This window comes from Erwinia sp. ErVv1 (genome assembly GCF_900068895.1).
GTDB lineage: Bacteria > Pseudomonadota > Gammaproteobacteria > Enterobacterales > Enterobacteriaceae > Erwinia.
This window is the reverse complement of record NZ_CDPK01000002.1, coordinates 161,888-185,940: the sequence shown is the minus strand read 5'-3', so window position 1 is coordinate 185,940 and position 24,053 is coordinate 161,888. Positions and strand designations below refer to the sequence as shown.

Genomic DNA, 24,053 nt, shown 5'->3' with positions numbered 1-24,053 from the left:
CATATGCACTAAGGGTGGCATGTTGCTGCGATGAATGCCAGGTAACGATAAAGTGTGATCTGAAGCACGTTCTGAAGCGATGACTATACTCATTACTCTGCCAGCAACCTCAGACCCTCGCCAGGGCGATATCAGGCAGATGCGAGGCCTGACGACGGCCCGCAGATTTTACTGCACATTTTTAAAAGGGAGCAGATATGCGCTTTAGTAATAACCCACTGTTTATCAACACTGTTTTGCTGGGTGGCACGCCTGAAGAGAAGCTGATTGCTGCGTCTAAAGCTGGCTTTCAGCAGGTTGAGCTTTGGCGTCAGGACGTGGAAAACGCGAAAGGCAATGCACAGGACGTAGGGACGTTTACCCGGGAACAAAAACTTTCTCTGACGGATTACCAGGTGCTGCTGGATTTTGACGGTGCGCCGGATGGCGAGCGTGAAGATAAGCGCAGGCTGGCCCTTGAGATGCTGGATACGGCCGTCAGCCTGGGCGCAACCACGCTACTCACCCCGGCATCTACGCATCATGCCTGCGTGGCCCATCGGGAAGAAGATGACCTGCGCTGGCTGGTGAAGGAGGCAGATAAACGTGGGCTGCGCGTGGCGTTTGAAGCGATGGCGTGGAGCACGCATATCAATACCACCGTTCAGGCATGGCAGATGGTGCAGCGAATCAATGCGCCCAACCTCGGGCTGGTCGTCGATGCGTTTCATATCTTTGCCCGCAACCGTACCATTGCCGATCTTGCGGGGATCCCGATGGAAAAGATTTTCCTCGTCCAGCTTTCAGATCTTAGCACCCTACCCGGGCAGGACCAGCTGATAGATACCGCCCGCCACAGCCGACTGCTGCCTGGCCAGGGAAATTTCCCGCTCTACACGCTGCTGGACTACCTGGAAACTCAGGGTTATGCAGGCCCGCTTGGACTGGAGGTCTTTAACGACAGCTACCACCAGCAGGCTCCTGATGAAGTTGCGAAAGAGGCGATGCACGCCCTGAAACGCTGTATTGCCCAGCGGGGCCAGTAAAACCCGCTCAGCCCGGCGGGTCGCGTAACCGCTTAGGGTAGCATAACGGCTGCAAACCCCTTCCGATGCCGGTTGGTTCGCCGCACGACCTCGTATGATTATTCGCCCCGGCCTGCCGCTGGGGCGACTGACCGTTATGCCGCTTTTGGCGTACGGGCAGACTTACGTTTGCTCGCGTTAGCGGATGCACCCTCAGCGGTTTCTTCATCCAATTCATCCGCGGATGCCTGCACGTCTGTAGGCTGCTGCTCACTCACTTCAACAGGGTCAGCGCTATCAGCCTCTGCGCGGGCAGAAGCGTGATTCGCCTCTGTTTTTGCCCCTTCCGGCATTTTGCTGGTCTTCACAATATGCTGTACGGCATCCTTGTTCTCTGCCAGGAACAGGCCAAAGGCTTCACGCTGCTGCTCATCAAGCGCCACCGGCCCTTCACTCAGCCAGTCGCTGAAGACTTCAGCCATATCAAGCATTTTATCGTAGGCGTCCGCGTCTTTTTTACTGGCGAATGTCATCTTTTCCTCACCTTTTCTAACGACAACGTATTTTATCTCAACAGCCATTCCGCTCACCTCATTTAACTGTATTTTTATACAGTATAGCAGCAGGCTATTTTTAGCTCAAGCCCGGAAAAGCAGATGAATACGCAAACGTTTTCGTTTATACTGCGCGCGTTTTTTTCCTCCAATCAGGTAGCAACTATGACCACTCTCGGAACCGCGCTGCGCCCTGCCGCAACCCGCGTAATGCTGTTAGGATCAGGTGAACTGGGTAAGGAAGTCGCGCTGGAATGCCAGCGTCTTGGCGTCGAGGTGATTGCCGTCGATCGCTATGCCGATGCGCCCGCAATGCACGTGGCCCATCGCAGCCATGTGATCAATATGCTGGACGGCGAGGCGCTAAAATCACTCGTTGCGCTGGAGCGCCCTGACTATATCGTGCCGGAAATTGAAGCCATCGCCACGGATATGCTGGTTGAGCTGGAGAAACAGGGTCAGCATGTGGTGCCAACCGCCCGCGCGGCGCGTCTGACGATGAATCGTGAAGGTATTCGTCGTCTGGCTGCGGAAGAGCTCAGCTTACCCACCTCTTCCTATCGTTTTGCCGACAGTGAAGCCGCTTTTTTGCAGGCCGCCGATGAAGTTGGCTTCCCGTGCATCATTAAGCCGGTAATGAGCTCATCGGGTAAAGGTCAGAGTTTTATCCGCGATGCCTCACAATTGAGCGCTGCCTGGCAGTATGCTCAACAGGGTGGACGGGCGGGTGCCGGACGCGTCATCGTGGAGGGCGTGGTTAAGTTCGATTTTGAAATCACCCTTTTGACCGTGAGCGCGGTTGACGGCATCCATTTTTGCGCCCCCATTGGCCACCGTCAGGAAGACGGCGACTACCGTGAGTCCTGGCAGCCGCAGCAGATGAGCGATCTGGCCTTGCAGCGCGCGCAGCAGATAGCCGAAAAAGTGGTTAGCGCCCTTGGCGGCCACGGCCTGTTTGGCGTGGAGCTGTTTGTGTGCGGCGATGAGGTGGTATTCAGCGAAGTGTCACCGCGGCCACACGATACCGGCATGGTGACGTTGATTTCTCAGGATCTCTCCGAATTCGCCCTGCACGTTCGCGCCTTCCTCGGCCTGCCGATTGGCGGGATCCGCCAGTATGGCTGCGCGGCCTCTGCGGTGATCCTTCGGGAGCTGGAGAGCGATAATGTGCGGTTTGCAAATCTCGGCGCGGTACTGGGGGCCGGTTTGCAGATCCGCCTGTTCGGTAAGCCTGAGATTCAGGGTAAGCGCAGGCTGGGCGTCGCGCTGGCGACGGGTCAGGATTGCGACGATGCCGTTCAGCGCGCTGTCGCCTGTGCGGCAGGCATTAAGGTTAGCGGCTGATACATCAAACAGATTCCGGCGGCGCAGGGCAGTCCCTGATAGCCGTTGGTGGAGCCAGTCGGATAGCCCCCATAAAGGGCCTGCCCCGTAAAACTCGCGCAGCGTGCCATGACGCTGCGCGAAGAGGCGCTACTCGAACTCGTTCCAGGAGCGTCCGTCGCGGGTGATCATCGCGACAGAAGCAACGGGCCCCCAGGTTCCTGCCTGATACGGCTTAGGTGCTTCTTTATCGGCTGCCCATGCGTCCATGATGGAATCTACCCACTTCCAGGCCTCTTCCACCTCATCACGGCGCACGAACAGCGCCTGAATACCCCGCATGGTTTCCAGTAACAGCCGCTCATAGGCATCTGCCAGGTGCGACTGGTTAAAGGTTTCCGAGAAGCTCAGGTCCAGCTTGGTAGTTTGCAGGTTATGCTTATGATCAAGCCCTGGCACCTTGTTGAGGATCTGAATATCCACGCCCTCATCGGGCTGCAAACGGATGGTCAGCTTGTTCTGCGGCAGCTCCTGCCAGGACTCCTTGAACAGGTTCAGCGCGGGGTTTTTAAAATAGACCACCACTTCGGAGCACTTGGTCGGCAGACGCTTACCGGTACGCAGGTAGAAAGGCACGCCTGCCCAGCGCCAGTCGTCAATATCCACGCGGATAGAAACGAAGGTTTCGGTGCTGCTGGATTTGTTAGCATCCTCTTCTTCCAGGTAGCCAGGCACTTTTTTGCCCTGCACAAAGCCGGAGGTATACTGGCCCCGCACGGTTTTCTCGCGCACGTTAGTATGATCGATGCGGCGCAGCGAGCGCAGAACTTTCACTTTCTCGTCACGAATGCGGTCAGCCGAGAGATCGGCCGGCGGCGACATGGCAATCATCGTCAGAACCTGTAACAGGTGGTTCTGGATCATATCCCGCATCTGGCCAGCTTTGTCGAAATAGCCCCAGCGCCCTTCTATTCCCACTTCCTCCGCCACGGTGATCTGCACGTGATCGATGGTGCGGTTGTCCCAGTTAGACGCGAACAGCGAGTTGGCAAAGCGCAGCGCCAGCAGGTTTAAAACCGTCTCTTTGCCCAGGTAGTGGTCAATACGGAACACCTGGTTTTCCTCGAAATATTCGCCAACCTGGTCGTTAATTTCGCGTGAGGTGTCCAGCGACGTCCCCAGCGGTTTTTCCATTACCACGCGAGCGGGCTGGGCGTTGAGCTTCGCGGTGCCCAGGCCTTTACAAATCGCCCCAAAGGTACTTGGCGGCATGGCGAAGTAGTTGATGGTGACGCGGTTTTTCTGGTCGAGCATTTTACCCAGTTTAGGAAAATGCGAAGAGTCATTAACGTCGAGGTTGCAGAAGTCCAGACGATTGCTGAGCTTGTCCCACAGCGCCTCGTCAATCTTCTCCTTCATGAAGGTTTCAAGCGCTTCGCGAACCACCTTGGTATAAGCGGCCTTATCCCAGTCAGCGCGACCCACGCCAATAATGCGCGACTCCTCGTGGATCTGGCCGGCTTTTTCCAGCTGATACAGGGAAGGCAATAGTTTCCGGCGCGCGAGATCGCCTTTGGCACCGAAAATAACCAGATCGCATGCCTGAGCCGTTTGTGTAACCGCCATTATAATCTCCTCGTTGCAGGACGAGCCTGACCTGCTGATTCCATAAACATCCAGGCTCTTATTATCATTCTCTTTCAATACAATGTACTGCTTTTGGCCGGTCCACGTAAACCTGACCGCTCTGTAACAGCACAGAGTATGCCATTTAAGCCGATTATATCGACGATACCGCCCTCAGGTCGGTTAGTTCATTCGTTCTTTTCAACGGTTTTGTGTCTGTTGTCCGCGCTAAAAATACGATGTAGCTCAAACTCTGACAAAATAAACTGCGATTGCCGTCTCAATGCTGCCGCTGCCTGTTTAGCCCATTGTATATTCTCTACAAATTGACATCGATTTCTCCTTTGAATGAAATCGTCAGAAAAGATGAGCGAAGCACGCCATGAATATGCTGGAAAAAATTCAGGTCACCCTGCTCCACCTGAGCAAATCCGAACGTAAGGTCGCGGAGGTGATTCTGGCCGCCCCGGAATCGGCCATCCATGTCAGTATTGCCCTGCTGGCCCGCGAGGCGGCGGTAAGTGAACCGACCGTGAACCGCTTTTGTCACAGAATGGGTACCAAAGGCTTTCCCGACTTCAAACTGGTACTGGCGCAAAGCCTGGCGAACGGTACCCCCTATGTCAGCCGGCATGTCGAAGAACATGATAGCGCCGGAGCGTATCTGCAAAAGATTTTTGAATCGGCCATGGCCGGTCTCGACAGAGCGAAAAACAGCCTGGACGCCGTGGCCGTCAATCGCGCCGTCGACCTGCTTACGCAGTCGAAAAAGATCGCCTTTTTTGGTCTTGGCGCGTCCGCCGCCGTGGCTCACGATGCCATGAATAAATTTTTCCGCTTCAATGTACCGGTGATCTATTCCGATGATATTGTGATGCAGCGCATGTGCTGCATTAACAGTGCGGAAGGCGACGTGATTGTGCTTATCTCGCACACCGGGCGTACTAAAAATTTAGTCGAACTGGCGCAGCTTGCGCGGGAAAATGATGCTACCGCGCTGGCTATTACCTCGCCGGGGTCGCCCTTAGCGCTGGCAGCCACGCTGGCACTGACGCTGGACGTGCCGGAGGACACCGACATCTATATGCCGATGGTCTCCAGGCTGGCACAGCTCACGGTGGTGGACGTGCTGGCGACGGGGTTTACGCTGCGTCGGGGAGCCAGTTTTCGTGATAACCTCAAGCGGGTAAAGTCGGCGCTAAAAGAGTCACGTTTTGAAAAAGAGCCGCTCACGCCGGGTTAACCGCCCGAAGAGGCACAGAGGTTAATCATCCGTGGCCCGCCCGATAACAAGCGCTCACCTTTACCGGGGTTGCTGCTGCAACACCCCCTTATAACGTCAATGGAGTTATACATGTCAAGACGTCTCAGAAGAACCAAGATCGTTACCACGCTGGGTCCCGCTACCGATCGCGATAATAACCTCGAAAAAGTCATCGCCGCGGGTGCCAACGTTGTCCGTCTGAACTTCTCGCATGGTACGGCTGAAGATCATCTTCTCCGGGCGAATAAAGTGCGTGAAATCGCCGCGAAGCTGGGGCGTCATGTGGCGATCCTCGGCGACCTGCAGGGGCCAAAAATTCGCGTCTCCACCTTCAAAGAGGGCAAGGTGTTCCTGAGCATTGGCGATCGCTTCCTGCTCGACGCCAGCCTGGGGAAAGGTGAAGGCGACAGCGAGAAGGTGGGTATCGACTATAAAGGTCTGCCCGCCGACGTCGTGCCGGGGGATATTCTGCTACTGGACGACGGCCGCGTGCAGCTTAAAGTGCGCGAGGTCCAGGGCATGAAGGTCTTTACCGAAGTCACGGTGGGCGGCCCCCTCTCCAACAACAAGGGGATCAATAAGCTGGGCGGCGGCCTGTCAGCGGAAGCCCTCACCGAAAAAGACAAAGCGGACATCCTGACCGCGGCCAAAATCGGCTGTGACTACCTGGCCGTCTCCTTCCCGCGCTGTGGTGAAGACCTCAACTATGCCCGCCGCCTGGCGCGTGATGCCGGTTGTGATGCAAAAATCGTCTCCAAAGTGGAGCGTGCCGAAGCCGTTGCCAGCCAGGAGGCGATGGACGATATCATTCTGGCTTCAGACGTGGTGATGGTTGCCCGTGGCGATTTAGGGGTAGAGATCGGCGATCCCGAGCTGGTCGGTATCCAGAAAGCCCTGATCCGCCGCGCCCGTCAGCTTAACCGCTCGGTAATTACCGCCACCCAGATGATGGAGTCGATGATCACCAACCCGATGCCGACCCGCGCAGAGGTAATGGATGTGGCCAACGCCGTGCTTGATGGCACCGATGCGGTGATGCTCTCCGCCGAAACGGCTGCCGGACAGTATCCGGCGGAAACCGTCTCCGCAATGGCAAAAGTTTGCCTGGGGGCGGAAAAGATCCCCAGCATCAACGTGTCCAAACACCGGCTCGACGTGCAGTTTGATAATATCGAAGAAGCCATCGCCATGTCGGCGATGTATGCCGCTAACCATCTCCAGGGCGTTACGGCCATTATCACCATGACCGAGTCGGGGCGTACCGCGCTGATGACCTCACGCATTACCTCCGGCCTGCCGATATTCGCCATGTCCCGCCATGAACGCACGCTGAATCTGACCGCACTGTATCGCGGCGTGACGCCGGTGTTTTTCGACAGTGACAAGGATGGCGTCGCCGCAGCGCATGACGCCACCGACCTGCTGCGCGATAAGGGCTTTCTGATGTCCGGGGATCTGGTGATTATTACCCAGGGCGACGTGATGAGCACGACCGGTACCACCAATACCAGCCGTGTGCTGCGCGTGGAGTAGCGGCGCGATAGCCAGGCGATGTCGTGCAGCTTTAACCCGCACGGCGCTGGAGACGATTAAGGGCGGAATTTCCGCCCTTTTTACTGCGCACTACTTAGGATAGAGGTCCTTACGCCGGTAAGGTTCGATATCCCCCTCTTTACGCGTTTTCAGCAGCTTGAGGATCCAGGTGTACTGCTCGGGATGCGGGCGCACGAACACCTCCACCTCTTCGTTCATCCTCCGGGCCAGCGTGGTATCGTCGGCCTCCAGCAGGTCATCCATCGGTGGCCGCAGCAGGACGTCCAGCTGGTGCGTTTTGCTGTTATAAACCGGAAACAGCGGCACCACTCTGGCACGGCATACCTTCATCAGCCGCCCTACGGCAGGCAGCGTCGCCTTGTAGGTGGCAAAGAAATCGACAAACTCACTGTGTTCAGCACCGTGATCCTGATCGGGCAGATAGTAGCCCCAGTATCCCTGACGGACCGAGCTGATAAAGGGTTTGATGCCGTCATTACGGGCATGCATTCTGCCACCAAAGCGACGGCGGATCGCGTTCCAGACGTAGTCCATCAGCGGATTGCGCTGGTTATGGAACATCGCCGCCATTTTCTGCCCTTCCGAGGCCAGCACCATAGCCGGAATATCGACCGCCCAGCCGTGCGGGACAAGGAAAATCACGTTCTCCCCCGCATCGCGACAGCTGTCAATGATTTCGCGGTTATGCCACTTAATGCGCGGACGGGTATGCGCAGGACGCAACGCCAGCTCTGCCATCATCACCATTGACTGTGGTGCAGTGGCGAACATATCGTCGATGATTTTTTCCCTTTCTGCTTCAGGAAGCTCAGGCAGGCAGTAATACAGATTAATCTGTGCCCGACGTCGTGCGCTTTTCGCAAATTTTCCCGCCAGCCGCCCCAGCGCGCCCAGCAGCGGATCGCGAAGGCGGGCTGGCACCCAGGCCAGTCCGGCACAGCAGCCAATCGCCAGCCAGTTGCCCCAGTAGCGCGGCATCAGAAAGGATTTCTGAAAAACGGGGATAAATTCAATGCTGCTTTTTTTGCTCTTTTCCATGCACTCGCCTCAAACAATAACCGGCCTATGATAGTGCCGACGGGCGATAATGCAATGCCCCATCATTTTACGGATAAAACGAAAAAGCCGGCGGGAGCATCCCGTCGGCTTAAGAAAAATCCGCTAAGCCTATTTGAAGCGCAGCTGCGGCATCACTTCCCGGACCTGGGCCAGATAAGCACTGCGCTCACTGCCGGTCAGGCCTTCCATCATTGGCAGCTTCGCCGTCAGTGGATTGACCGCCTGATTATTGATCCAGATTTCATAATGCAGATGGGGGCCGGTTGAGCGTCCGGTGTTGCCGGTTAAGGCGATACGATCGCCGCGCTTGACCTTCTGACCCGGCTTCACCAGCAGCGTTTTCAGGTGCATATAGCGGGTCATATACTGGCGACCGTGACGGATGGCAACGTAGTTCCCTGCCGCACCGCTGCGCTTAGAGACGATAACTTCACCATCGCCCACCGCCAGCACTGGCGTGCCGATTGGCACCGCGAAATCAACGCCTTTATGCGGCGCAATGCGCCCCGTTACCGGGTTCAGACGACGGGGGTTATAGTTTGAGGAGATGCGATACTGTTTCACCGTGGGGAAGCGCATAAAGCCGCGGGCAAGCCCGGCGCCGCTGCGATCGTAGAACTTACCGTCATCGGCACGAATGGCATAATAATCCTTGCCGCCGCTCTCCAGGCGTACCCCTTTGAGCTGACTCTGCTGGGTCTTGCCATCCATCATCTCGCGGGACATCAATACCGAAAATTTGTCACCGTGGCGCAGCTTGCGAAAGTCCATCTGCCACTGGAGGGCTTTGATCACCGCACTGATTTCACCACTGCTCAGTCCTGCCTGTTTGGCGCTGGTGACGAAGCTGCCTTCAACCGTGCCGGAAAGTACGCTGCTTTTCCACTCGCCTTTCAGCATTTCAGAACTGACTTTAAAGGTATCGCCCGAGCGATCGTAGGTGCGGGTTTCGCGATGGGAGGCTTCCCAGGTGAGGCGCTGTAGCTGGCCGTCATCGGTCAGCGTCCAGGAAATTTGCTGGCCTACCTGTAAATTACGCAGGTCTTTATCGGCTTTAACCAGCTGAGCGATGTCGCCCATATCAATGCCGTACTGATTCAGAACACTGCTCAGGGTATCGCCGGAGGACACGACATAGTCGTGCGTACCGGTTTCATTCTGCACGTCTTCATCTATTTCATCTTTAGGTACGTCATCTTCAGGGGCGGGCGTATCCTGATCGAGAGGTTCACTGGCCTCCGGCAACAGCTTACGCAGCTGATTTTTATCCATCTCAATCGTTTTTACGATGGGATTTTCATCAGCGGGATGATGGACATAAGGCCGCCAGACAGAGACGGCCAGAGTAACAGCGGTAAGTGAACCCAGCATAATGCGGTGGGTTCTTGGCAATGTGTTGAACGCCATGGCGACAGCGCGGGCAATCTGCTGCACGTATTATATTCCTCTAGTCTCCTTTCAGGCAGCTCGCGTACTGGGTGGACAGCTGTGAGAGGAATTTCACATAGCTGTCTCTGCCCGGAGTGATGGCGGTGCCCAGTGGGTCCAGCGTACCAGAACGTACGTCAGTCCCGCGGGCAACGGCCTCAATCACGGCTGGCCTGAACTGTGGTTCAGCAAAGACGCAAACGGCCTTACGCTCAACCAGCTCTGTTCGTATTTGATGTAGTCGCTGCGCGCCGGGTTGGATCTCAGGGTTAACGGTAAAATGTCCCGTTTGGGTCAATCCGAAATGTTTTTCAAAGTAGCTGTAGGCATCGTGAAAAACGAAATAACCCTTTCCTTTCACCGGAGCAAGCTGAGACTGGATTTGCGAATCGGCGGTAGCCAATTCTGCCTCAAAATGCTGCAGGTTCGCGTCTAGTTTGTCTCTGCTTTGCGGCATAAGTTCCAACAATTTTGCGTGGATTGCAACCGCAGATTGCCTTGCGATTTCTGGGGACATCCACAGGTGCATATTGTACTCGCCATGATGATGAGAATGTCCCGACTCTTCATGGGCTTGTGACCCCTCTTCATGCCCGCTATCGTCATCATCGGCACCGCGAATAAGCAGGGGTTTTACCGCCGGCAGCGCGGCCAGTTCAATGGATTTCCCGGCGGGCAATTGTCCCACCGCTTTCGGCATAAACGCCTCCATTTCCGGCCCCACCCACACCACCAAATCCGCGCTGCGCAGGCGTTTGACATCAGAAGGCCGCAGGGCATAATCATGCTCGGATGCGCCATCAGGCAGCAAAACCTGGACAGGCGTCACGCCGTCAGCAATGGCAGCAGCAATGAAGCCAAGGGGTTTAACCGAGGCGACAACCGCCGCCTGGGCAGGCAGGGTCAGCGAAGCGGCAAAAGCAAGCCCCGCAAGGGAGGCGAAGGCGGGCTTAATTTTATGTAACATAATGCGTCATTCCATCGTGAGGGGTCGATGGAATGTGATATTATAACATTCTAAAACTTCTGCAACCTGTAATCACTATGACCTCACTGATAAGTCTTGAAAAAATTTCGGTCAGCTTTGGTGCTCGTCGCGTCCTCTCCGATGTGTCGCTTACGCTTAAGCCGGGGCGTATTCTGACGCTGCTCGGCCCTAACGGGGCAGGGAAATCTACCCTGGTTCGCGTAGTGCTGGGGTTAATAAAACCCGACCAGGGTAGCATCCACCGCCCTGCCCAGCTCCGTATCGGTTACGTTCCACAAAAGATCCATCTGGATTCCACGCTACCGCTGACGGTTGAGCGCTTTATGCTGCTGCGCGGCGGTGTGCGGCGCGCGGATATCGTCCCGGCGCTTAGCCGTGTCCAGGCCGCCCAGCTGCTGAACTACCCGCTGCAAAAACTCTCTGGTGGGGAGATGCAGCGCGTACTGCTTGCCCGCGCCCTGCTCAACGATCCGCAGCTGCTGGTGCTGGATGAGCCGACTCAGGGCGTTGACGTTAATGGTCAGGTCGCCCTCTACGATCTGATAGACCAGCTGCGTCATGAGCTGAACTGCGGCGTGCTGATGGTATCGCACGATCTGCATCTGGTGATGGCCAAGACCGACGAGGTGCTGTGCGTGAATCAGCATATTTGCTGCTCCGGCACGCCGGAAGCCGTGTCACAGCATCCTGAATTTATCGCCATGTTTGGCTCTCAGGGAGCCCAGCAGCTGGCAATTTATCGCCACCATCATAACCATCGGCACGATCTCCAGGGACGTATCGTTCTACGCAGAGGAACAGGTCAGTGATTGAACTGCTTTTACCCGGCTGGCTGGCTGGAGTGTTACTGGCGCTGGCGGCTGGCCCGCTGGGGTCATTTGTGGTCTGGCGTCGTATGTCCTATTTTGGCGATACCTTAGCCCACGCCTCCCTTCTGGGCGTCGCGTTTGGCCTGTTGCTTAACGTCAGTCCGTTTTATGCGGTTATCGCGGTCACGCTGTTACTGGCGATGGTGCTGGTCTGGCTGGAGCGTCGTCCCCACCTGGCGATCGATACGCTTCTGGGCATTATGGCGCACAGCGCGCTGTCGCTGGGGCTGGTGGTGGTCAGCCTGATGTCAAACGTGCGGGTGGATTTAATGGCCTATCTGTTTGGCGATCTGCTGTCGGTGACCCCAACCGATCTCTACAGCATTGCGGCGGGCGTGGCCGTGGTGCTTACGGTACTGGCATTTAACTGGCGTTCGCTGCTGTCAATGACCATTAGCCCGGAACTGGCGCAGGTGGATGGCGTGAATATCCAGCGCAGCAAAATGGTGTTAATGCTGGTGACCGCGCTGACCATCGGCGTGGCAATGAAGTTTGTCGGCGCGCTGATCATCACGTCGCTGCTGATCATCCCGGCGGCCACCGCCCGTCGCTTTGCGCGTTCGCCGGAACAGATGGCCGGCGTTGCCGTGCTGGTGGGGATAGTGGCCGTGTCGGCGGGCCTGAGCTTCTCTGCTACCTGGGATACTCCGGCGGGGCCGTCGGTGGTTCTTGGGGCCTCACTGATGTTTTTACTCAGCATGGCGGTCAAACCCCGCGTCTGAGATAACACACAAAAAAACACCCTGCCAGCGTTATGCTGTCAGGGTGTTTTTTTTCGGTCTCATCTGACCCGGGCATGCGCGCAATACCGCTCCACGTTGATGCGCCCGACGGTCGGCTTATCACCGTCGCGCCCGCTCTCGCACTCTCCGGAACCGGGATCTACTCTTCCCGGGTGATGCCAAAATGCTTATAAGCATGCTGAGTTGCGATGCGCCCGCGCGGGGTACGCTGGATAAATCCCTGCTGGATCAGATAAGGCTCCAGTACGTCTTCGATGGTTTCGCGCTCCTCACCAATTGCCGCAGCAAGGTTATCCAGCCCCACCGGACCACCGGTAAATTTGTCGATGATCGCCAGCAGCAGCTTACGGTCCATATAGTCAAACCCTTCGGTATCGACGCTCAGCATATCCAGCGCGCGGGATGCCACCTCGCCACTCAGGCTGCCCGCGGCGCGCACCTCCGAGAAATCCCGTACGCGCCGCAGCAGTCGGTTTGCGATACGCGGTGTGCCGCGGGCGCGACGGGCAATTTCCAGCGCCCCCTCCTCGCTGAGCGGCAGACCCAGGCAGGCCGCGCTGCGCGCCACGATATACTGGAGATCCTCAACGCGGTAGAACTCCAGCCGCTGCACGATGCCGAAGCGATCGCGCAGGGGTGAGGTTAGCGATCCCGCCCGCGTGGTGGCGCCAATCAGGGTGAAGGGCGGCAGATCCAGCTTGATTGAGCGCGCGGCAGGGCCTTCGCCAATCATAATATCCAGCTGGTAGTCCTCCATCGCCGGATAGAGCACCTCTTCCACCACCGGTGACAGCCGGTGGATTTCGTCAATAAACAGCACGTCGTGCGGTTCAAGGTTGGTCAGCATGGCCGCCAGATCGCCTGCCTTCTCCAGCACCGGCCCGGAGGTCGTGCGCAGGTTTACGCCCATCTCGTTGGCAACGATATTCGCCAGCGTGGTTTTACCCAGCCCCGGCGGGCCAAAAATCAGCAGGTGATCGAGCGCATCGCCGCGCATTTTGGCTGCCTGGATAAAAATCTCCATCTGCTCGCGAACGACCGGCTGGCCGATATACTCCTCAAGCAGTTTGGGGCGAATAGCCCGATCAATGACCTCTTCTTCATTGATGGTTCCCGGCGAGACCAGGCGGTCGGCTTCAATCATGCTTTACCTCAGATAGCTGCGCGCAGGGCTTCGCGAATAAGCGTTTCGCAGTCGGCATTCGGGCGATCCACTTTTGCGATCATCCGGCTGGCTTCCTGAGGTTTATACCCCAGCGATACCAGCGCAGCAACCGCTTCACTTTCCGCATCATTGGATACTGCGGCGTTTTGCACTTCGCTGGTCAGTGCGAAAGGTGCATCAGCAGCAAACAGATCGCCATGCATACCTTTGAAGCGATCTTTCATTTCCACCACCAGCCGCTCGGCGGTTTTTTTGCCCACGCCAGGCAGTTTAACCAGTGCGGCAATCTCTTCCCGTTCTACGGCGGTCACAAACTGCTGGGCAGACATGCCGGAGAGGATAGCCAGCGCAAGCTTAGGCCCCACGCCGTTCACTTTGATCAGCTCGCGAAACAGCGCGCGCTCCTGCTTGCTGTTAAAACCAAACAGCAGCTGGGCATCTTCGCGCACCACAAAGTGGGTGAAGATCACCGCTTCGTGGTTCAGTTCGGGAAGCTCATAAAAGCAGGTCATCGGCATATGTACTTCATAGCCCACGCCGTTGGCTTCCAGCAATACCTGCGGCGGCTGCTTCTCAAGAATAATGCCTCGTAAACGACCAATCACATCTTACCCCTTATCTTTTAGGCTACCTGCTGATGAGCATCAGTGCGGGGTTATAGCATAAAAAAAGCTGGATGGATATCCAGCCTCTCAGGAACGCAGGCGACCACGCGCCAGGTTAAGCTGCCCTTCTCCCATGCGGTTAGCATTCTGGCTAACGTGACAGTGGGTGATGGCAATGGCCAGCGCATCGGCGGCATCCGCCTGGGGATTAGCGGCCAGCTTAAGCAGCGTTCTGACCATATGCTGCACCTGGCTTTTTTCCGCGCTGCCCGTGCCGACCACGGTCTGTTTCACCTGCCGGGCGGCGTATTCAAACACCGGCAGGTCCTGATTTACCGCCGCCACGATTGCCGCACCGCGCGCCTGACCAAGCTTTAGCGCGGAGTCCGCATTCTTCGCCATAAACACCTGCTCAATGGCAAAATATTCCGGCTGGAACTGGGTAATAATCTCGCTGACTCCTGCATAAATCAGCTTCAGGCGGGTGGGTAAATCAGTCACCGAGGTGCGTATACAGCCGCTGCCCAGATAGGTCAGCTGCCGTCCGACCTGACGAATAACGCCATAGCCGGTTATGCGTGAACCTGGATCGATACCTAAAATGATCGCCATCACGCGTCTCCGGCCAGAGGGATTTTAAGTGAGTGCAACGCCATTAAAGGGTTGCCGCCACCTCATCAGAGATGTCACCGTTATGGTAGACTTCCTGCACATCGTCACAGTCTTCCAGCATATCAATCAGGCGCAGCAGTTTAGGTGCCGTTTCAGCATCCATATCGGCCTTCATTGATGGGATCATGGTGACCTCGGCGGATTCCACGGCCAGTCCCGCCGCTTCCAGCGCATCCTTCACCTCACCCAGCGACTCCCAGGCGGTGAACACGTCAATGGCGCCGTCATCATAGGTCACCACATCTTCCGCACCCGCTTCCAGCGCTGCGTCCATTACGCTGTCTTCTTCCAGACCCGGCGCAAATGACACCACACCTTTACGGGTAAACAGGTAGGCGACGGAGCCGTCCGTGCCGAGGTTGCCGCCGGTTTTGGTAAACGCGTGACGCACTTCGGAAACGGTACGGTTACGGTTATCACTCAGGCACTCGACCATCACAGCCGTGCCGCCGGGGCCGTAACCTTCATAGATGATGGTTTCCATGTTGCTGTCATCTTCACCGCCCACGCCGCGCGCAATCGCACGATTCATGGTGTCGCGCGTCATGTTGTTTGACAGCGCCTTATCCATTGCCGCACGCAGGCGCGGGTTGGAGGCGGCATCGCCGCCGCCCAGCTTGGCCGCCGTGACCAGCTCGCGGATAATTTTGGTGAAAATCTTACCGCGTTTGGCATCCTGAGCCGCTTTGCGGTGTTTGGTATTTGCCCATTTACTGTGACCAGCCATTAATTCCTCTCTCCTCGATCCCTCACAGGCTACCTCAATGATAACGCCTGGATAGTCAGATAATTTAAAACCGTCTTGCGGTCAGAAAGTTAATCCAAAAGTGATACAACAAATTCTTCAATTGCCTGGCGGTTACTCCAGGATTTCGTCAGCTGCGCGGCCTCTTCGGCGGGCAGCCAGCAAAACGCCAGGTGTTCGCTCAGCACGATATCCCGCTCCGCTGGCAGAGCAAGACTGAACCAGTGCTCGGCGTTATGCGTGATATCAGGCGCATAGCGGTGGCGGAAATGCGCGAAGATTTCGAATTCTATCTGACGCTGGCAGTCGCTGACTGTGAGCTGCTCAGCGTTGACGTTAATTCCCGTCTCCTCCCACACTTCGCGCACGGCGGTTTCGGCCAGCGTTTCCGCAGGCTCCTGACTGCCGGTAACCGACTGCCAGAAGCTGCTGTCATCCCGCCGCTGCAGCATTAGCACCCGCCGGGTATCGCTGGCGTAAATCACCACCAGCACCGATACCGGATGCTTAAAAGCCATTTACTCGCTCTCTGATGACGAATCAGACGCGCGGGCCTGCTGTTTTTTCACGACTTCAATGCCCAGTTCGCCCAGCGATGCTGGGTTCGCGAAGCTTGGGGCCTCGGTCATCAGGCAGGCTGCCGCCGTCGTTTTCGGGAACGCGATCACGTCACGGATGTTATCCGTACCGGTCAGCAGCATCACCAGACGGTCGAGGCCAAATGCCAGACCCGCATGCGGCGGCGTACCGTATTTGAGCGCATCCAACAGGAAGCCAAATTTCTCACGCTGTTCCTGCCCGGTAATGCCGAGAATGCCAAACACCGTCTGCTGCATCTGCCCATTATGAATACGCACGGAGCCGCCGCCGACTTCATAGCCGTTAATGACCATATCGTACGCGTTGGCAATAGCCGCTTCGGGAGCCGCTTTCAGCTCGTCCGGCGTCAGCTCTTTCGGCGCGGTGAACGGATGGTGCATCGCGGTCAGACCCTCTTCACCGTCATCCTCAAACATCGGGAAGTCGATAACCCACAGCGGCTTCCAGGCGGCAGCATCGGTGATGGCCAGGTCGCGGCCCAGCTTCAGGCGCAGCGCACCCAGCGCATCAGCCACCACTTTCGCCCTGTCAGCGCCGAAGAAGATCATATCGCCGTCGGCGGCGTCGGTCCGGGCCAGAATGGACTCAACGATGTCCGCATTCAGGAACTTGGCCACCGGGCTGGTGATGCCTTCCAGGCCTTTCGCGCGCTCATTGACCTTGATATAAGCCAGGCCTTTCGCGCCGTAGATTTCAATAAACTTGCCGTATTCGTCAATCTGTTTACGACTGAGCTGAGCGCCGCCCGGCACACGAAGCGCCGCCACGCGACCTTTAGGGTCATTAGCCGGCCCGGAGAACACCTTAAACTCAACGGTGTTCAGCAGGTCAGCAACGTCCACCAGCTCCATCGGATTGCGCAGGTCCGGCTTGTCAGAGCCGTAACGACGCATCGCCTCTTCGAAGGTCATTGTGGGGAAATCACCCAGATCAACGCACTTCACGTCCTGCCACAGCTCGCGCACCAGACGTTCCATGATCTCACGCACCTGCGGGGCGGTCATAAACGAGGTTTCAACATCGATCTGGGTAAATTCAGGCTGGCGATCGGCGCGTAAATCTTCATCGCGGAAGCATTTGACCACCTGATAGTAGCGGTCGAAGCCCGACATCATCAGCAGCTGTTTAAACAGCTGAGGCGACTGCGGCAGAGCATAGAACTTGCCTTTATGCACGCGGCTGGGTACCAGGTAGTCGCGCGCGCCTTCCGGCGTGGCCTTGGTCAACATCGGCGTTTCGATATCCAGAAAGCCGTTGTCATCCATAAAGCGACGGACGAAGCTGGTGATTTTAGCGCGCGCCTTCAGGCGCTGAGCCATATCCGGGCGGCGCAGATCGAGGTAGCGGTACTTAAGACGGGCTTCCTCGCTGTTGACCTGATTGGAATCCAGCGGCAACGGCTCGGCGCGGTTGATAATGCTCAGGTCGGTGGCAAACACTTCGATCTCACCGGTCGGCATCTCGCTGTTTTTATTTTTATCGTCGCGAGCGCGGACGGTGCCGGTGAGCTGAATGCAAAATTCGTTACGGAGTTCAGAGGCCAGCTGGAAAGCTTCCTGACGGTCCGGATCGAAAAATACCTGTACGATACCTTCGCGATCGCGCATATCAATAAAGATCAGGCTGCCCAGGTCGCGGCGGCGGTTGACCCAACCGCACAGTGTCACTTGCTGGCCTACGTGGGACAGATTGAGCTGTCCGCAATAATCAGTACGCATAACGATATCCTTTAAACTTCGCCGCTCACGCGCAGCAGTTTTGTTGTCTCTGCCCATGCAGGCGATGCTGTCGCGAAAAATGGCGGCCATTATAATTGAAAAAGCCCGGCGCGATAAGAGCCGTAACCGCATCAACGCCCCCGAAAGCGGGCAAAATAGCCCGCAGACACCCCGCCTCTCATAAACGCTAACAAATTTCACCCTTTGCGAACATTGTTCTTATCGCAGAAAAAGCAGGATTAGCTGTATTCTCAATGGTTTCCCTTTTGCACCGGAGAGACGATGTTAGAGATAAATACAGCCAAAACCGCACTGGTATTAATCGACCTTCAGGAAGGGATACTGCCCTTTGCCGGTGGACCACACAGCGCATCTGAGGTAGTCGCCCGCGCCGCAACGCTTGCCGCGAAGTTTCGCGCCGTCAATGCCCCGGTAGTGCTGGTGCGCGTGGGCTGGGCCAAAGACTTCGGCGACGCGCCGAAGCAGCCGGTCGATGTCAGCCACGGCGGTGCCCTGCCCGAGAACTGGTGGGTCTACCCCGCCGCGCTGGGCAAAGAGGAGAGCGACATCGAAGTAACCAAGCATCAGTGGGGCGCATTCTACGGCACCGACCTGGAGTTACAGCTGCGCCGCCGGGGTATTGATACCATCGTGCTGGGCGGTATCTCCACCAATATTGGCGTGGAGTCCACCGCGCGTAACGCCTGGGAGCTGGGTTTCAACCTGATCGTCGCTGAGGACGTTTGCAGCGCGGGCAGCACCGACCAGCACGAGGGCAGCATGAAAAATATTTTCCCGCGCCTGGGCCGTGTCCGTCACTCCGCGGACATTATCGCCGCATTATAAGCTGACAGCCCGTCACGCCTGCTGACGGGTTGCACTCCGCTGCTGGCCTCGTTACATTTCCTGCTGGACGATACGAGAGGGAACGCCGGTGAAGCCTTTTTATCTTGGACTGCCGCAGTGGCAGCATCCTCAGTGGAAGAAGCTGGGTATTGCTACCCTTGCGGACTATGCCCGCTATTTTAACTGCGTAGAGGGTAATACCACGCTTTATGCCCTGCCGAGGCCGGAGATCGTGCAGCGTTGGTACGACATGACGCACGACGACTTCCGTTTCTGCTTTAAATTCCCGGCGACCATCAGCCATCAGTCGGCTCTGCGCAACTGTCAGGATCTCACCGCAGAATTTTTTAGCCTGCTCGCCCCGCTTGATACGCGCATGGGTCAGTACTGGCTGCAGCTGCCTCCGGCTTTCGGCCCGGATGAGCTACCGGTACTCTGGGCATTTTTGGATACCCTGCCCTCTGGCTTTCGCTACGGCGTGGAGGTCCGTCATCCGGCATTTTTCACCAAGGGAGACGCTGAACGGGCGCTTAACCGTGGGTTGCACGATCGTAGCGTTAACCGGGTGATCCTCGATACGCGCGGCGTACATTCGGCAAAACCGAGTAATCCAGCCATTATCGAAGCACAGCGCAAGAAACCGGTACTGCCGGTACATGCGGTGAAGACCGCCGATCAGCCGATGATTCGGTTTATCGGCGGTGACGATCCCGGGGCTAATCTGGCCTGGTTTCAATCCTGGCGGGCGCTGCTGCCGCGATGGGCCGAACAGGGCCAGCCCTGGCTGTTCATCCATACCCCCGACATTGGCTTTGCACCCGACTTGGTTCAGGCTCTCTGGCCCACCCTGCAGGCGATCCTGCCGCAGTGCGGAGAAGCGCCGGACTGGCCGCAGCAGGCGCAGCTGTTCTGACGCTGAACGTCCGAAATCATCCTCAACCTGTCGCCTTTCCCTGACAGATTGCACTTTCATCGCTATGATGTTGCCAGATATTTTTAATAAAACGATGGAGTTGGAATGGTCAGCGCCCTGTATGTTGTGCTTGGTGCCCTGTTTCTTATCAAGCTGTCTTTAAACGTTTCACGGCTGCGTCAGCAGTATCGGGTTGCCTGGGGTGACGGCGGGTTTTACGAGCTGCAAATCGCGCTGCGCATTCACAGCGGTGCGGTGGAATTTATCCCGATCGCTGCCCTGCTGCTAATTAGTATGGAAATGAACGGCGCTGATATCTGGCTGCTGCACCTTACCGCGCTGTTTTTTTTCCTGGGCCGCCTGCTGCATATCTATGGCCTGCGCACCAGCACCCGGTTGTGGCGCAAAAATGGCACCACTATTTCCATCCTTTCGCTGCTGGGAATGGTGATTATCAATTTGATTTATCTGCCCTGGGACCTGGTTCTGACGCTGCGCTAACGCTAAAACGGGCAGGCGGTACCGCCCCGCCGATCGCCCCGCGTGGCAGAAAGGGTGCAGCCTGCGCTGCTTTCTGCCAGAATACCGCCTTTCCGTTTTCCTTTCGGACTTACCACTATGTCTAACCGCGATATGCTGTTCTCCGCGCCAATTGCCAAACTGGGTGACTGGACGTTTGACGAGCGCGTGGCTGAAGTTTTTCCCGATATGATCCAGCGCTCGGTGCCGGGTTATTCGAATATAATTTCGATGATCGGCATGCTGGCCGAACGTTTTGTCCAGCCCGACACGCAGATCTATGACCTGGGCTGCTCGCTGGGCGCGGCGACGCTCTCCGTGCGCCGTAATATTCATGTTAATGGCTGTAAGATTATCTCCGTTGATAATTCGCCGGCCATGGTTGAGCGCTGCCGCCGCCATATCGATGCTTTCCGGGCCGACACGCCGGTTGAGGTTATCGAAGCGGATATCCGTGATATCACCATTGAAAATGCCTCAATGGTGGTGCTGAACTTCACCCTGCAATTTCTGGAGCCTGCCGAGCGGCAGCAGCTGTTGAACAACGTCTGGCAGGGGCTGCGTCCCGGCGGCGCGTTGGTCCTGTCGGAGAAGTTCAGCTTTGCCGACCAGGACGTCGGTGAGCTGCTGTTTAACATGCATCACGATTTCAAACGAGCCAATGGCTACAGCGAGCTCGAGATCAGCCAGAAGCGCAGTATGCTGGAAAACGTTATGCTGACGGACAGCGTGGAAACCCATAAACAGCGGCTGCGTACCGCCGGTTTTGAACATGCTGAACTCTGGTTCCAGTGTTTTAATTTCGGCTCGCTGATCGCGCTTAAAGCAGGATCTGCCTGATGGATTTTGGAAATTTTTACCAGCTTATTGCCAAAGGTCCACTGGCCCACTGGCTGGAAACGCTCCCTGCCCAGCTTGCCGCCTGGCAACGCGAGCAGCTGCACGGTCATTTCAAATACTGGGATCGATCGGTGGAGTACCTGCCTGCGCTGACGCCCGAGAGTCTGGATTTGCTGCACGGCGTCAGCGCTGACAGCAGCCAGCTGAGCGATCGCCAGCGCGACGGTATTGAGAAACTGCTGCGTAATCTGATGCCCTGGCGTAAGGGTCCGTTTTCGCTCTACGGCGTGAACATTGATACCGAGTGGCGCTCGGACTGGAAATGGACGCGCGTGCTGCCGCACATTTCACCGCTGGCAGGCAGGACAATTCTGGACGTGGGCTGCGGCAGCGGCTATCACCTGTGGCGGATGGTGGGTGCTGGCGCCAGCCTGGCGGTGGGCATCGATCCGATGCAGCTGTTTTTATGCCAGTTCGAGGCGGTACGTAAGCTATTGGGCAGCGATCAGCGCGCGCATCTGCTGCCGTTAGGTATTGAGCAGCTTCCCGAACTCAAGGCGTTTGATACCGTTTTCTCTATGGGCGTGTTGTATCACCGCCGTTCACCGCTTGATCATCTGCTCCAGTTGAAAAACCAGCTGGTGAGCGGCGGTGAGCTGGTGCTGGAGACGCTGGTGATTGAGGGCGGCGAGCGGGATGTCCTGGTGCCGGGCGAGCGATATGCGCAGATGCGCAACGTCTATTTCATTCCCTCTACCGGTGCGCTGAAAGGGTGGCTGGAGAAGTGCGGATTCGAGGATGTGCGTATTGTGGATTATTCGCGTACCACGACGGACGAACAGCGCCGTACCGACTGGATGGTGACCGGCTCACTCGCGGAGTTCCTTGACCCCGATGACAGTTCTAAAACCGTCGAGGGCTACCCGGCTCCGCTGCGCGCGGTACTGGTGGCGCGCAAGCCTTAAGCCCGCGCCCGCGTTTTGCCCCGTACCCGTCGAGGCGGCACGCCCTGTGCCGCCTCAGATTAAGGCTATTCCGGGTGATGTTGCCCTTCAACCCTCGTTCGATTTCGCTCCGACACCCTGGCGTAGTTTTCAGCAGTTTCAACTTATGTGAAACTTTCCGAAAAGCGTTTTTTAACAAGCCACGACGCGATAAAAAGACCAGGATAAAGGAGACACACTTCTGTTTTATTTCATTACAAGGAGTCTTGCATGAGTAAGTTTGTATTCTCTTCACCGCGGAAATATGTTCAGGGTGCAGGCGTGTTGGCCCAGCTGGGCGAGTACGTCGCTGAGCTTGGCAATAACGCGTTTGTGGTCGCGGACGACATCGTCTGGGGGCTGATTGGAAAAGATGTCGAAATCTCACTGAAGCAGAACAACATTGCGTTTCACTATCAGCAGTTCAATGGTGAAGCCTCCAGTAATGAAATTACCCGCCTGGCAGGACTGGCAAAAAACGGCGGAGCCAGCCTGGTCGTCGGTCTCGGCGGTGGGAAAACCCTGGATACCGTGAAAGCCGTCGCGGATGAACTGAAGCAGCCTGTGGTTATCGTTCCGACGATTGCATCAACGGATGCCCCCTGTAGCGCACTGTCGGTGATCTATTCGGATAGCGGCGTGTTTGAAAGCTACCGTTTCTACAGTAAAAACCCTGACCTGGTGCTGGTAGATACTCAGGTTTGCGCCCGCGCACCGGTCAGATTGTTCGCTTCCGGTATCGCCGATGGGCTGGCGACCTTTGTTGAGGCGCAGGCGGTAAAACGCTCGCACAGTAAGTCGATGGTCAATGGCGATCCGACCATTGCGGGCATGGCTATTGCCGAGGCCTGTGAAAAAACGCTGCTGACCTATGGGTTCAGCGCTTACCAGGCCGTCGAGAAAAAGCTGGTGACGCCCGCCGTGGAGGCCGTGGTTGAGGCGAATACGCTGCTTTCCGGACTGGGGTTTGAGAATGCAGGACTGGCAGGCGCACACGCGATCCATAATGGTTTTACCGCCATCGAAGGCGATATTCATCATCTTACCCACGGTGAGAAGGTAGCCTATGGCACGTTGACGCAGATGGTGCTTGAGCAGCGTCCGGATGAGGAGATTGCCCGCTATATTCGTTTTTATCGCGCGATTAAGATGCCGGTTACGCTGAAGGAGCTGCATCTGGAAAATGAGAGCTGGGAGAATCTGGTGAAGATTGGCGCACTGGCCAATAACGAAGGGGATACGCTTAAGAATCTCAATCCGAATCTCAGCGCAGAGGATATCGCCAGCGCCATTTTGGCCGTTGATGCCTTCAGTCAGACGGTTAAATAGCGTCCTTTAGGTTAAGCCCGTCGCTGGCATGCGGGGCCCGGTGCTACAAAAGCTGGAGGTGTCGCCTGGGGGTGGGGCCCGGCTGGCTAAAGGTCTGGTGCCGTCGCCTACGGGTCTGGTGTCGTCGCCTACAGGTCTGGTGCCGTCGCCTACGGGTCTGGGGCCGTCGCCTACGGGTGGGGCCCGGTGCCTGGCGGTCCTCGCGCCGCGCATGGCGCGGTCCCTTCGCTCCGCTCGTCGACCTTTCGGACCGGGCATGACGTGACATCCCTGTCCCGGCATGCCCTTGGGCCAGCATCCCTGCTGGCCCATCCGNCCTTCGCTCCGCTCGTCGACCTTTCGGACCGGGCATGACGTGACATCCCTGTCCCGGCATGCCCTTGGGCCAGCATCCCTGCTGGCCCATCCGGGTCTTCCTCCCTCCACTCAGCGCTGCGGATTGCCTGTCACCGGGCCCCACCCGCCGGCTTACTACATTGTGCTGGCTGAGGGTAAGGGCGGTTCCGGGGTGACAGGAAACTCCTTGCCCGGTTTTATTGTGGAAAGAACCCTGCGTATTGATAAAAGGTCTTATCTGAAACGACTCAGAAGCCTGAGAGGTGGACAATCCCAGCGGGTGACGGGCATTCCGCAGCGCTGCGGCAGAGACGGAGGGCCAGGCGAGGGCAGCAGGGATGCTGCACTCAGGGAGCGGCGGGCAGGACGC

Annotated in this window: 23 protein-coding genes; 12 read left to right on the top strand and 11 right to left on the bottom strand. The window is 57.0% G+C overall.

Annotation, left to right across the window (positions count from 1 at the left end; translation table 11 throughout):
* Positions 1 to 197 precede the first annotated feature (197 nt).
* Positions 198 to 1,025 carry a sugar phosphate isomerase/epimerase family protein gene (locus A1830_RS02325; protein WP_067701169.1) on the top strand — a complete coding sequence of 276 codons (828 nt, stop codon included), beginning with the start codon at positions 198 to 200 and terminating at the stop codon, positions 1,023 to 1,025.
* A 134-nt stretch (positions 1,026 to 1,159) separates the two neighbouring features.
* On the opposite strand, the gene A1830_RS02320 is transcribed toward A1830_RS02325, so the two are convergent.
* The gene (locus A1830_RS02320; RefSeq protein WP_067701166.1) at positions 1,160 to 1,585 is read right to left on the bottom strand and encodes a YebG family protein; all 426 of its coding nucleotides are present in this window, start codon (positions 1,583 to 1,585) and stop codon (positions 1,160 to 1,162) included.
* A gap of 138 nt (positions 1,586 to 1,723) precedes the next feature.
* Between A1830_RS02320 and purT the strand changes: the two genes are divergently transcribed.
* Positions 1,724 to 2,902, top strand: a complete 1,179-nt coding sequence (purT, locus tag A1830_RS02315; RefSeq protein ID WP_067702194.1) for a formate-dependent phosphoribosylglycinamide formyltransferase — start codon at positions 1,724 to 1,726, stop codon at positions 2,900 to 2,902.
* Between the two features lie 129 nt (positions 2,903 to 3,031).
* On the opposite strand, the gene zwf is transcribed toward purT, so the two are convergent.
* On the bottom strand, positions 3,032 to 4,507 hold the full coding sequence (gene zwf, locus A1830_RS02310) for a glucose-6-phosphate dehydrogenase (protein ID WP_067701163.1): 1,476 nt from the start codon (positions 4,505 to 4,507) through the stop codon (positions 3,032 to 3,034).
* A 382-nt stretch (positions 4,508 to 4,889) separates the two neighbouring features.
* Between zwf and A1830_RS02305 the strand changes: the two genes are divergently transcribed.
* Positions 4,890 to 5,750 (top strand): MurR/RpiR family transcriptional regulator, encoded by an 861-nt coding sequence (locus tag A1830_RS02305; RefSeq protein WP_067701161.1) that lies wholly within the window; start codon positions 4,890 to 4,892, stop codon positions 5,748 to 5,750.
* A gap of 111 nt (positions 5,751 to 5,861) precedes the next feature.
* Entirely contained in the window at positions 5,862 to 7,304 is a 1,443-nt protein-coding gene (gene pyk / locus A1830_RS02300) for a pyruvate kinase (RefSeq protein WP_067701157.1), read from the top strand.
* A 90-nt stretch (positions 7,305 to 7,394) separates the two neighbouring features.
* On the opposite strand, the gene lpxM is transcribed toward pyk, so the two are convergent.
* From lpxM to znuA, 3 genes are all read right to left on the bottom strand, one after another.
* A complete protein-coding gene (lpxM, locus tag A1830_RS02295; RefSeq protein ID WP_067701156.1) occupies positions 7,395 to 8,363 on the bottom strand; it encodes a lauroyl-Kdo(2)-lipid IV(A) myristoyltransferase in 969 nt (322 codons plus the stop codon).
* Between the two features lie 129 nt (positions 8,364 to 8,492).
* Positions 8,493 to 9,818 carry a murein DD-endopeptidase MepM gene (mepM, locus tag A1830_RS02290; RefSeq protein WP_067701153.1) on the bottom strand — a complete coding sequence of 442 codons (1,326 nt, stop codon included), beginning with the start codon at positions 9,816 to 9,818 and terminating at the stop codon, positions 8,493 to 8,495.
* Positions 9,819 to 9,831: 13 nt separating this feature from the next.
* Positions 9,832 to 10,779: a zinc ABC transporter substrate-binding protein ZnuA gene (gene znuA / locus A1830_RS02285; protein ID WP_067701150.1), complete on the bottom strand. Its 948-nt coding sequence runs from the start codon at positions 10,777 to 10,779 to the stop codon at positions 9,832 to 9,834.
* 77 nt (positions 10,780 to 10,856) lie between these two features.
* On the opposite strand from znuA, the gene znuC reads away from it, so the two are divergent.
* Positions 10,857 to 11,609: a zinc ABC transporter ATP-binding protein ZnuC gene (gene znuC / locus A1830_RS02280; RefSeq protein ID WP_067701147.1), complete on the top strand. Its 753-nt coding sequence runs from the start codon at positions 10,857 to 10,859 to the stop codon at positions 11,607 to 11,609.
* The gene (gene znuB / locus A1830_RS02275; protein WP_067701144.1) at positions 11,606 to 12,391 is read left to right on the top strand and encodes a zinc ABC transporter permease subunit ZnuB; all 786 of its coding nucleotides are present in this window, start codon (positions 11,606 to 11,608) and stop codon (positions 12,389 to 12,391) included. Before znuC ends, znuB begins: the two co-directional genes overlap by 4 nt.
* Positions 12,392 to 12,551: 160 nt before the next feature.
* Here znuB and ruvB read toward each other — a convergent pair whose 3' ends face one another.
* The 6 genes from ruvB to aspS all read right to left on the bottom strand — a co-directional run bounded on the left by ruvB (position 12,552) and on the right by aspS (position 17,917).
* Positions 12,552 to 13,556: a Holliday junction branch migration DNA helicase RuvB gene (gene ruvB / locus A1830_RS02270; protein WP_067701141.1), complete on the bottom strand. Its 1,005-nt coding sequence runs from the start codon at positions 13,554 to 13,556 to the stop codon at positions 12,552 to 12,554.
* Between the two features lie 8 nt (positions 13,557 to 13,564).
* Positions 13,565 to 14,182: a Holliday junction branch migration protein RuvA gene (ruvA, locus tag A1830_RS02265; RefSeq protein WP_067701137.1), complete on the bottom strand. Its 618-nt coding sequence runs from the start codon at positions 14,180 to 14,182 to the stop codon at positions 13,565 to 13,567.
* An 87-nt stretch (positions 14,183 to 14,269) separates the two neighbouring features.
* A complete protein-coding gene (ruvC, locus tag A1830_RS02260) occupies positions 14,270 to 14,794 on the bottom strand; it encodes a crossover junction endodeoxyribonuclease RuvC (RefSeq protein WP_067701134.1) in 525 nt (174 codons plus the stop codon).
* 43 nt (positions 14,795 to 14,837) lie between these two features.
* The gene (locus A1830_RS02255; protein WP_067701131.1) at positions 14,838 to 15,581 is read right to left on the bottom strand and encodes a YebC/PmpR family DNA-binding transcriptional regulator; all 744 of its coding nucleotides are present in this window, start codon (positions 15,579 to 15,581) and stop codon (positions 14,838 to 14,840) included.
* Between the two features lie 89 nt (positions 15,582 to 15,670).
* A complete protein-coding gene (nudB, locus tag A1830_RS02250) occupies positions 15,671 to 16,117 on the bottom strand; it encodes a dihydroneopterin triphosphate diphosphatase (protein ID WP_067701128.1) in 447 nt (148 codons plus the stop codon).
* A complete protein-coding gene (gene aspS, locus A1830_RS02245) occupies positions 16,118 to 17,917 on the bottom strand; it encodes an aspartate--tRNA ligase (protein ID WP_067701125.1) in 1,800 nt (599 codons plus the stop codon).
* Positions 17,918 to 18,199: 282 nt separating this feature from the next.
* On the opposite strand from aspS, the gene A1830_RS02240 reads away from it, so the two are divergent.
* The 6 genes from A1830_RS02240 to A1830_RS02215 all read left to right on the top strand — a co-directional run bounded on the left by A1830_RS02240 (position 18,200) and on the right by A1830_RS02215 (position 23,347).
* Entirely contained in the window at positions 18,200 to 18,763 is a 564-nt protein-coding gene (locus A1830_RS02240; RefSeq protein ID WP_067701122.1) for a hydrolase, read from the top strand.
* An 88-nt stretch (positions 18,764 to 18,851) separates the two neighbouring features.
* On the top strand, positions 18,852 to 19,676 hold the full coding sequence (locus A1830_RS02235; protein WP_067701119.1) for a DUF72 domain-containing protein: 825 nt from the start codon (positions 18,852 to 18,854) through the stop codon (positions 19,674 to 19,676).
* 105 nt (positions 19,677 to 19,781) lie between these two features.
* On the top strand, positions 19,782 to 20,177 hold the full coding sequence (locus A1830_RS02230; protein WP_067701116.1) for an MAPEG family protein: 396 nt from the start codon (positions 19,782 to 19,784) through the stop codon (positions 20,175 to 20,177).
* A 117-nt stretch (positions 20,178 to 20,294) separates the two neighbouring features.
* A complete protein-coding gene (gene cmoA, locus A1830_RS02225; RefSeq protein WP_067701113.1) occupies positions 20,295 to 21,035 on the top strand; it encodes a carboxy-S-adenosyl-L-methionine synthase CmoA in 741 nt (246 codons plus the stop codon).
* On the top strand, positions 21,032 to 22,000 hold the full coding sequence (gene cmoB / locus A1830_RS02220; protein WP_067701110.1) for a tRNA 5-methoxyuridine(34)/uridine 5-oxyacetic acid(34) synthase CmoB: 969 nt from the start codon (positions 21,032 to 21,034) through the stop codon (positions 21,998 to 22,000). The genes cmoA and cmoB overlap by 4 nt, the downstream gene beginning before the upstream one ends.
* 249 nt (positions 22,001 to 22,249) lie before the next feature.
* On the top strand, positions 22,250 to 23,347 hold the full coding sequence (locus tag A1830_RS02215; RefSeq protein ID WP_067701108.1) for a glycerol dehydrogenase: 1,098 nt from the start codon (positions 22,250 to 22,252) through the stop codon (positions 23,345 to 23,347).
* Positions 23,348 to 24,053 lie beyond the last annotated feature (706 nt).

Bases quoted from the DNA above. Each gene is read 5' to 3' on its own strand.
- A1830_RS02325 (WP_067701169.1), top strand. From the start codon at position 198: ATGCGCTTTAGTAATAACCCACTGTTTATCAACACTGTTTTGCTGGGT.
- A1830_RS02320 (WP_067701166.1), bottom strand. From the start codon at position 1,585: ATGGCTGTTGAGATAAAATACGTTGTCGTTAGAAAAGGTGAGGAAAAG.
- purT (WP_067702194.1), top strand. From the start codon at position 1,724: ATGACCACTCTCGGAACCGCGCTGCGCCCTGCCGCAACCCGCGTAATG.
- zwf (WP_067701163.1), bottom strand. From the start codon at position 4,507: ATGGCGGTTACACAAACGGCTCAGGCATGCGATCTGGTTATTTTCGGT.
- A1830_RS02305 (WP_067701161.1), top strand. From the start codon at position 4,890: ATGAATATGCTGGAAAAAATTCAGGTCACCCTGCTCCACCTGAGCAAA.
- pyk (WP_067701157.1), top strand. From the start codon at position 5,862: ATGTCAAGACGTCTCAGAAGAACCAAGATCGTTACCACGCTGGGTCCC.
- lpxM (WP_067701156.1), bottom strand. From the start codon at position 8,363: ATGGAAAAGAGCAAAAAAAGCAGCATTGAATTTATCCCCGTTTTTCAG.
- znuA (WP_067701150.1), bottom strand. From the start codon at position 10,779: ATGTTACATAAAATTAAGCCCGCCTTCGCCTCCCTTGCGGGGCTTGCT.
- znuC (WP_067701147.1), top strand. From the start codon at position 10,857: ATGACCTCACTGATAAGTCTTGAAAAAATTTCGGTCAGCTTTGGTGCT.
- ruvB (WP_067701141.1), bottom strand. From the start codon at position 13,556: ATGATTGAAGCCGACCGCCTGGTCTCGCCGGGAACCATCAATGAAGAA.
- ruvC (WP_067701134.1), bottom strand. From the start codon at position 14,794: ATGGCGATCATTTTAGGTATCGATCCAGGTTCACGCATAACCGGCTAT.
- A1830_RS02255 (WP_067701131.1), bottom strand. From the start codon at position 15,581: ATGGCTGGTCACAGTAAATGGGCAAATACCAAACACCGCAAAGCGGCT.
- nudB (WP_067701128.1), bottom strand. From the start codon at position 16,117: ATGGCTTTTAAGCATCCGGTATCGGTGCTGGTGGTGATTTACGCCAGC.
- aspS (WP_067701125.1), bottom strand. From the start codon at position 17,917: ATGCGTACTGATTATTGCGGACAGCTCAATCTGTCCCACGTAGGCCAG.
- A1830_RS02240 (WP_067701122.1), top strand. From the start codon at position 18,200: ATGTTAGAGATAAATACAGCCAAAACCGCACTGGTATTAATCGACCTT.
- A1830_RS02230 (WP_067701116.1), top strand. From the start codon at position 19,782: ATGGTCAGCGCCCTGTATGTTGTGCTTGGTGCCCTGTTTCTTATCAAG.
- cmoA (WP_067701113.1), top strand. From the start codon at position 20,295: ATGTCTAACCGCGATATGCTGTTCTCCGCGCCAATTGCCAAACTGGGT.
- A1830_RS02215 (WP_067701108.1), top strand. From the start codon at position 22,250: ATGAGTAAGTTTGTATTCTCTTCACCGCGGAAATATGTTCAGGGTGCA.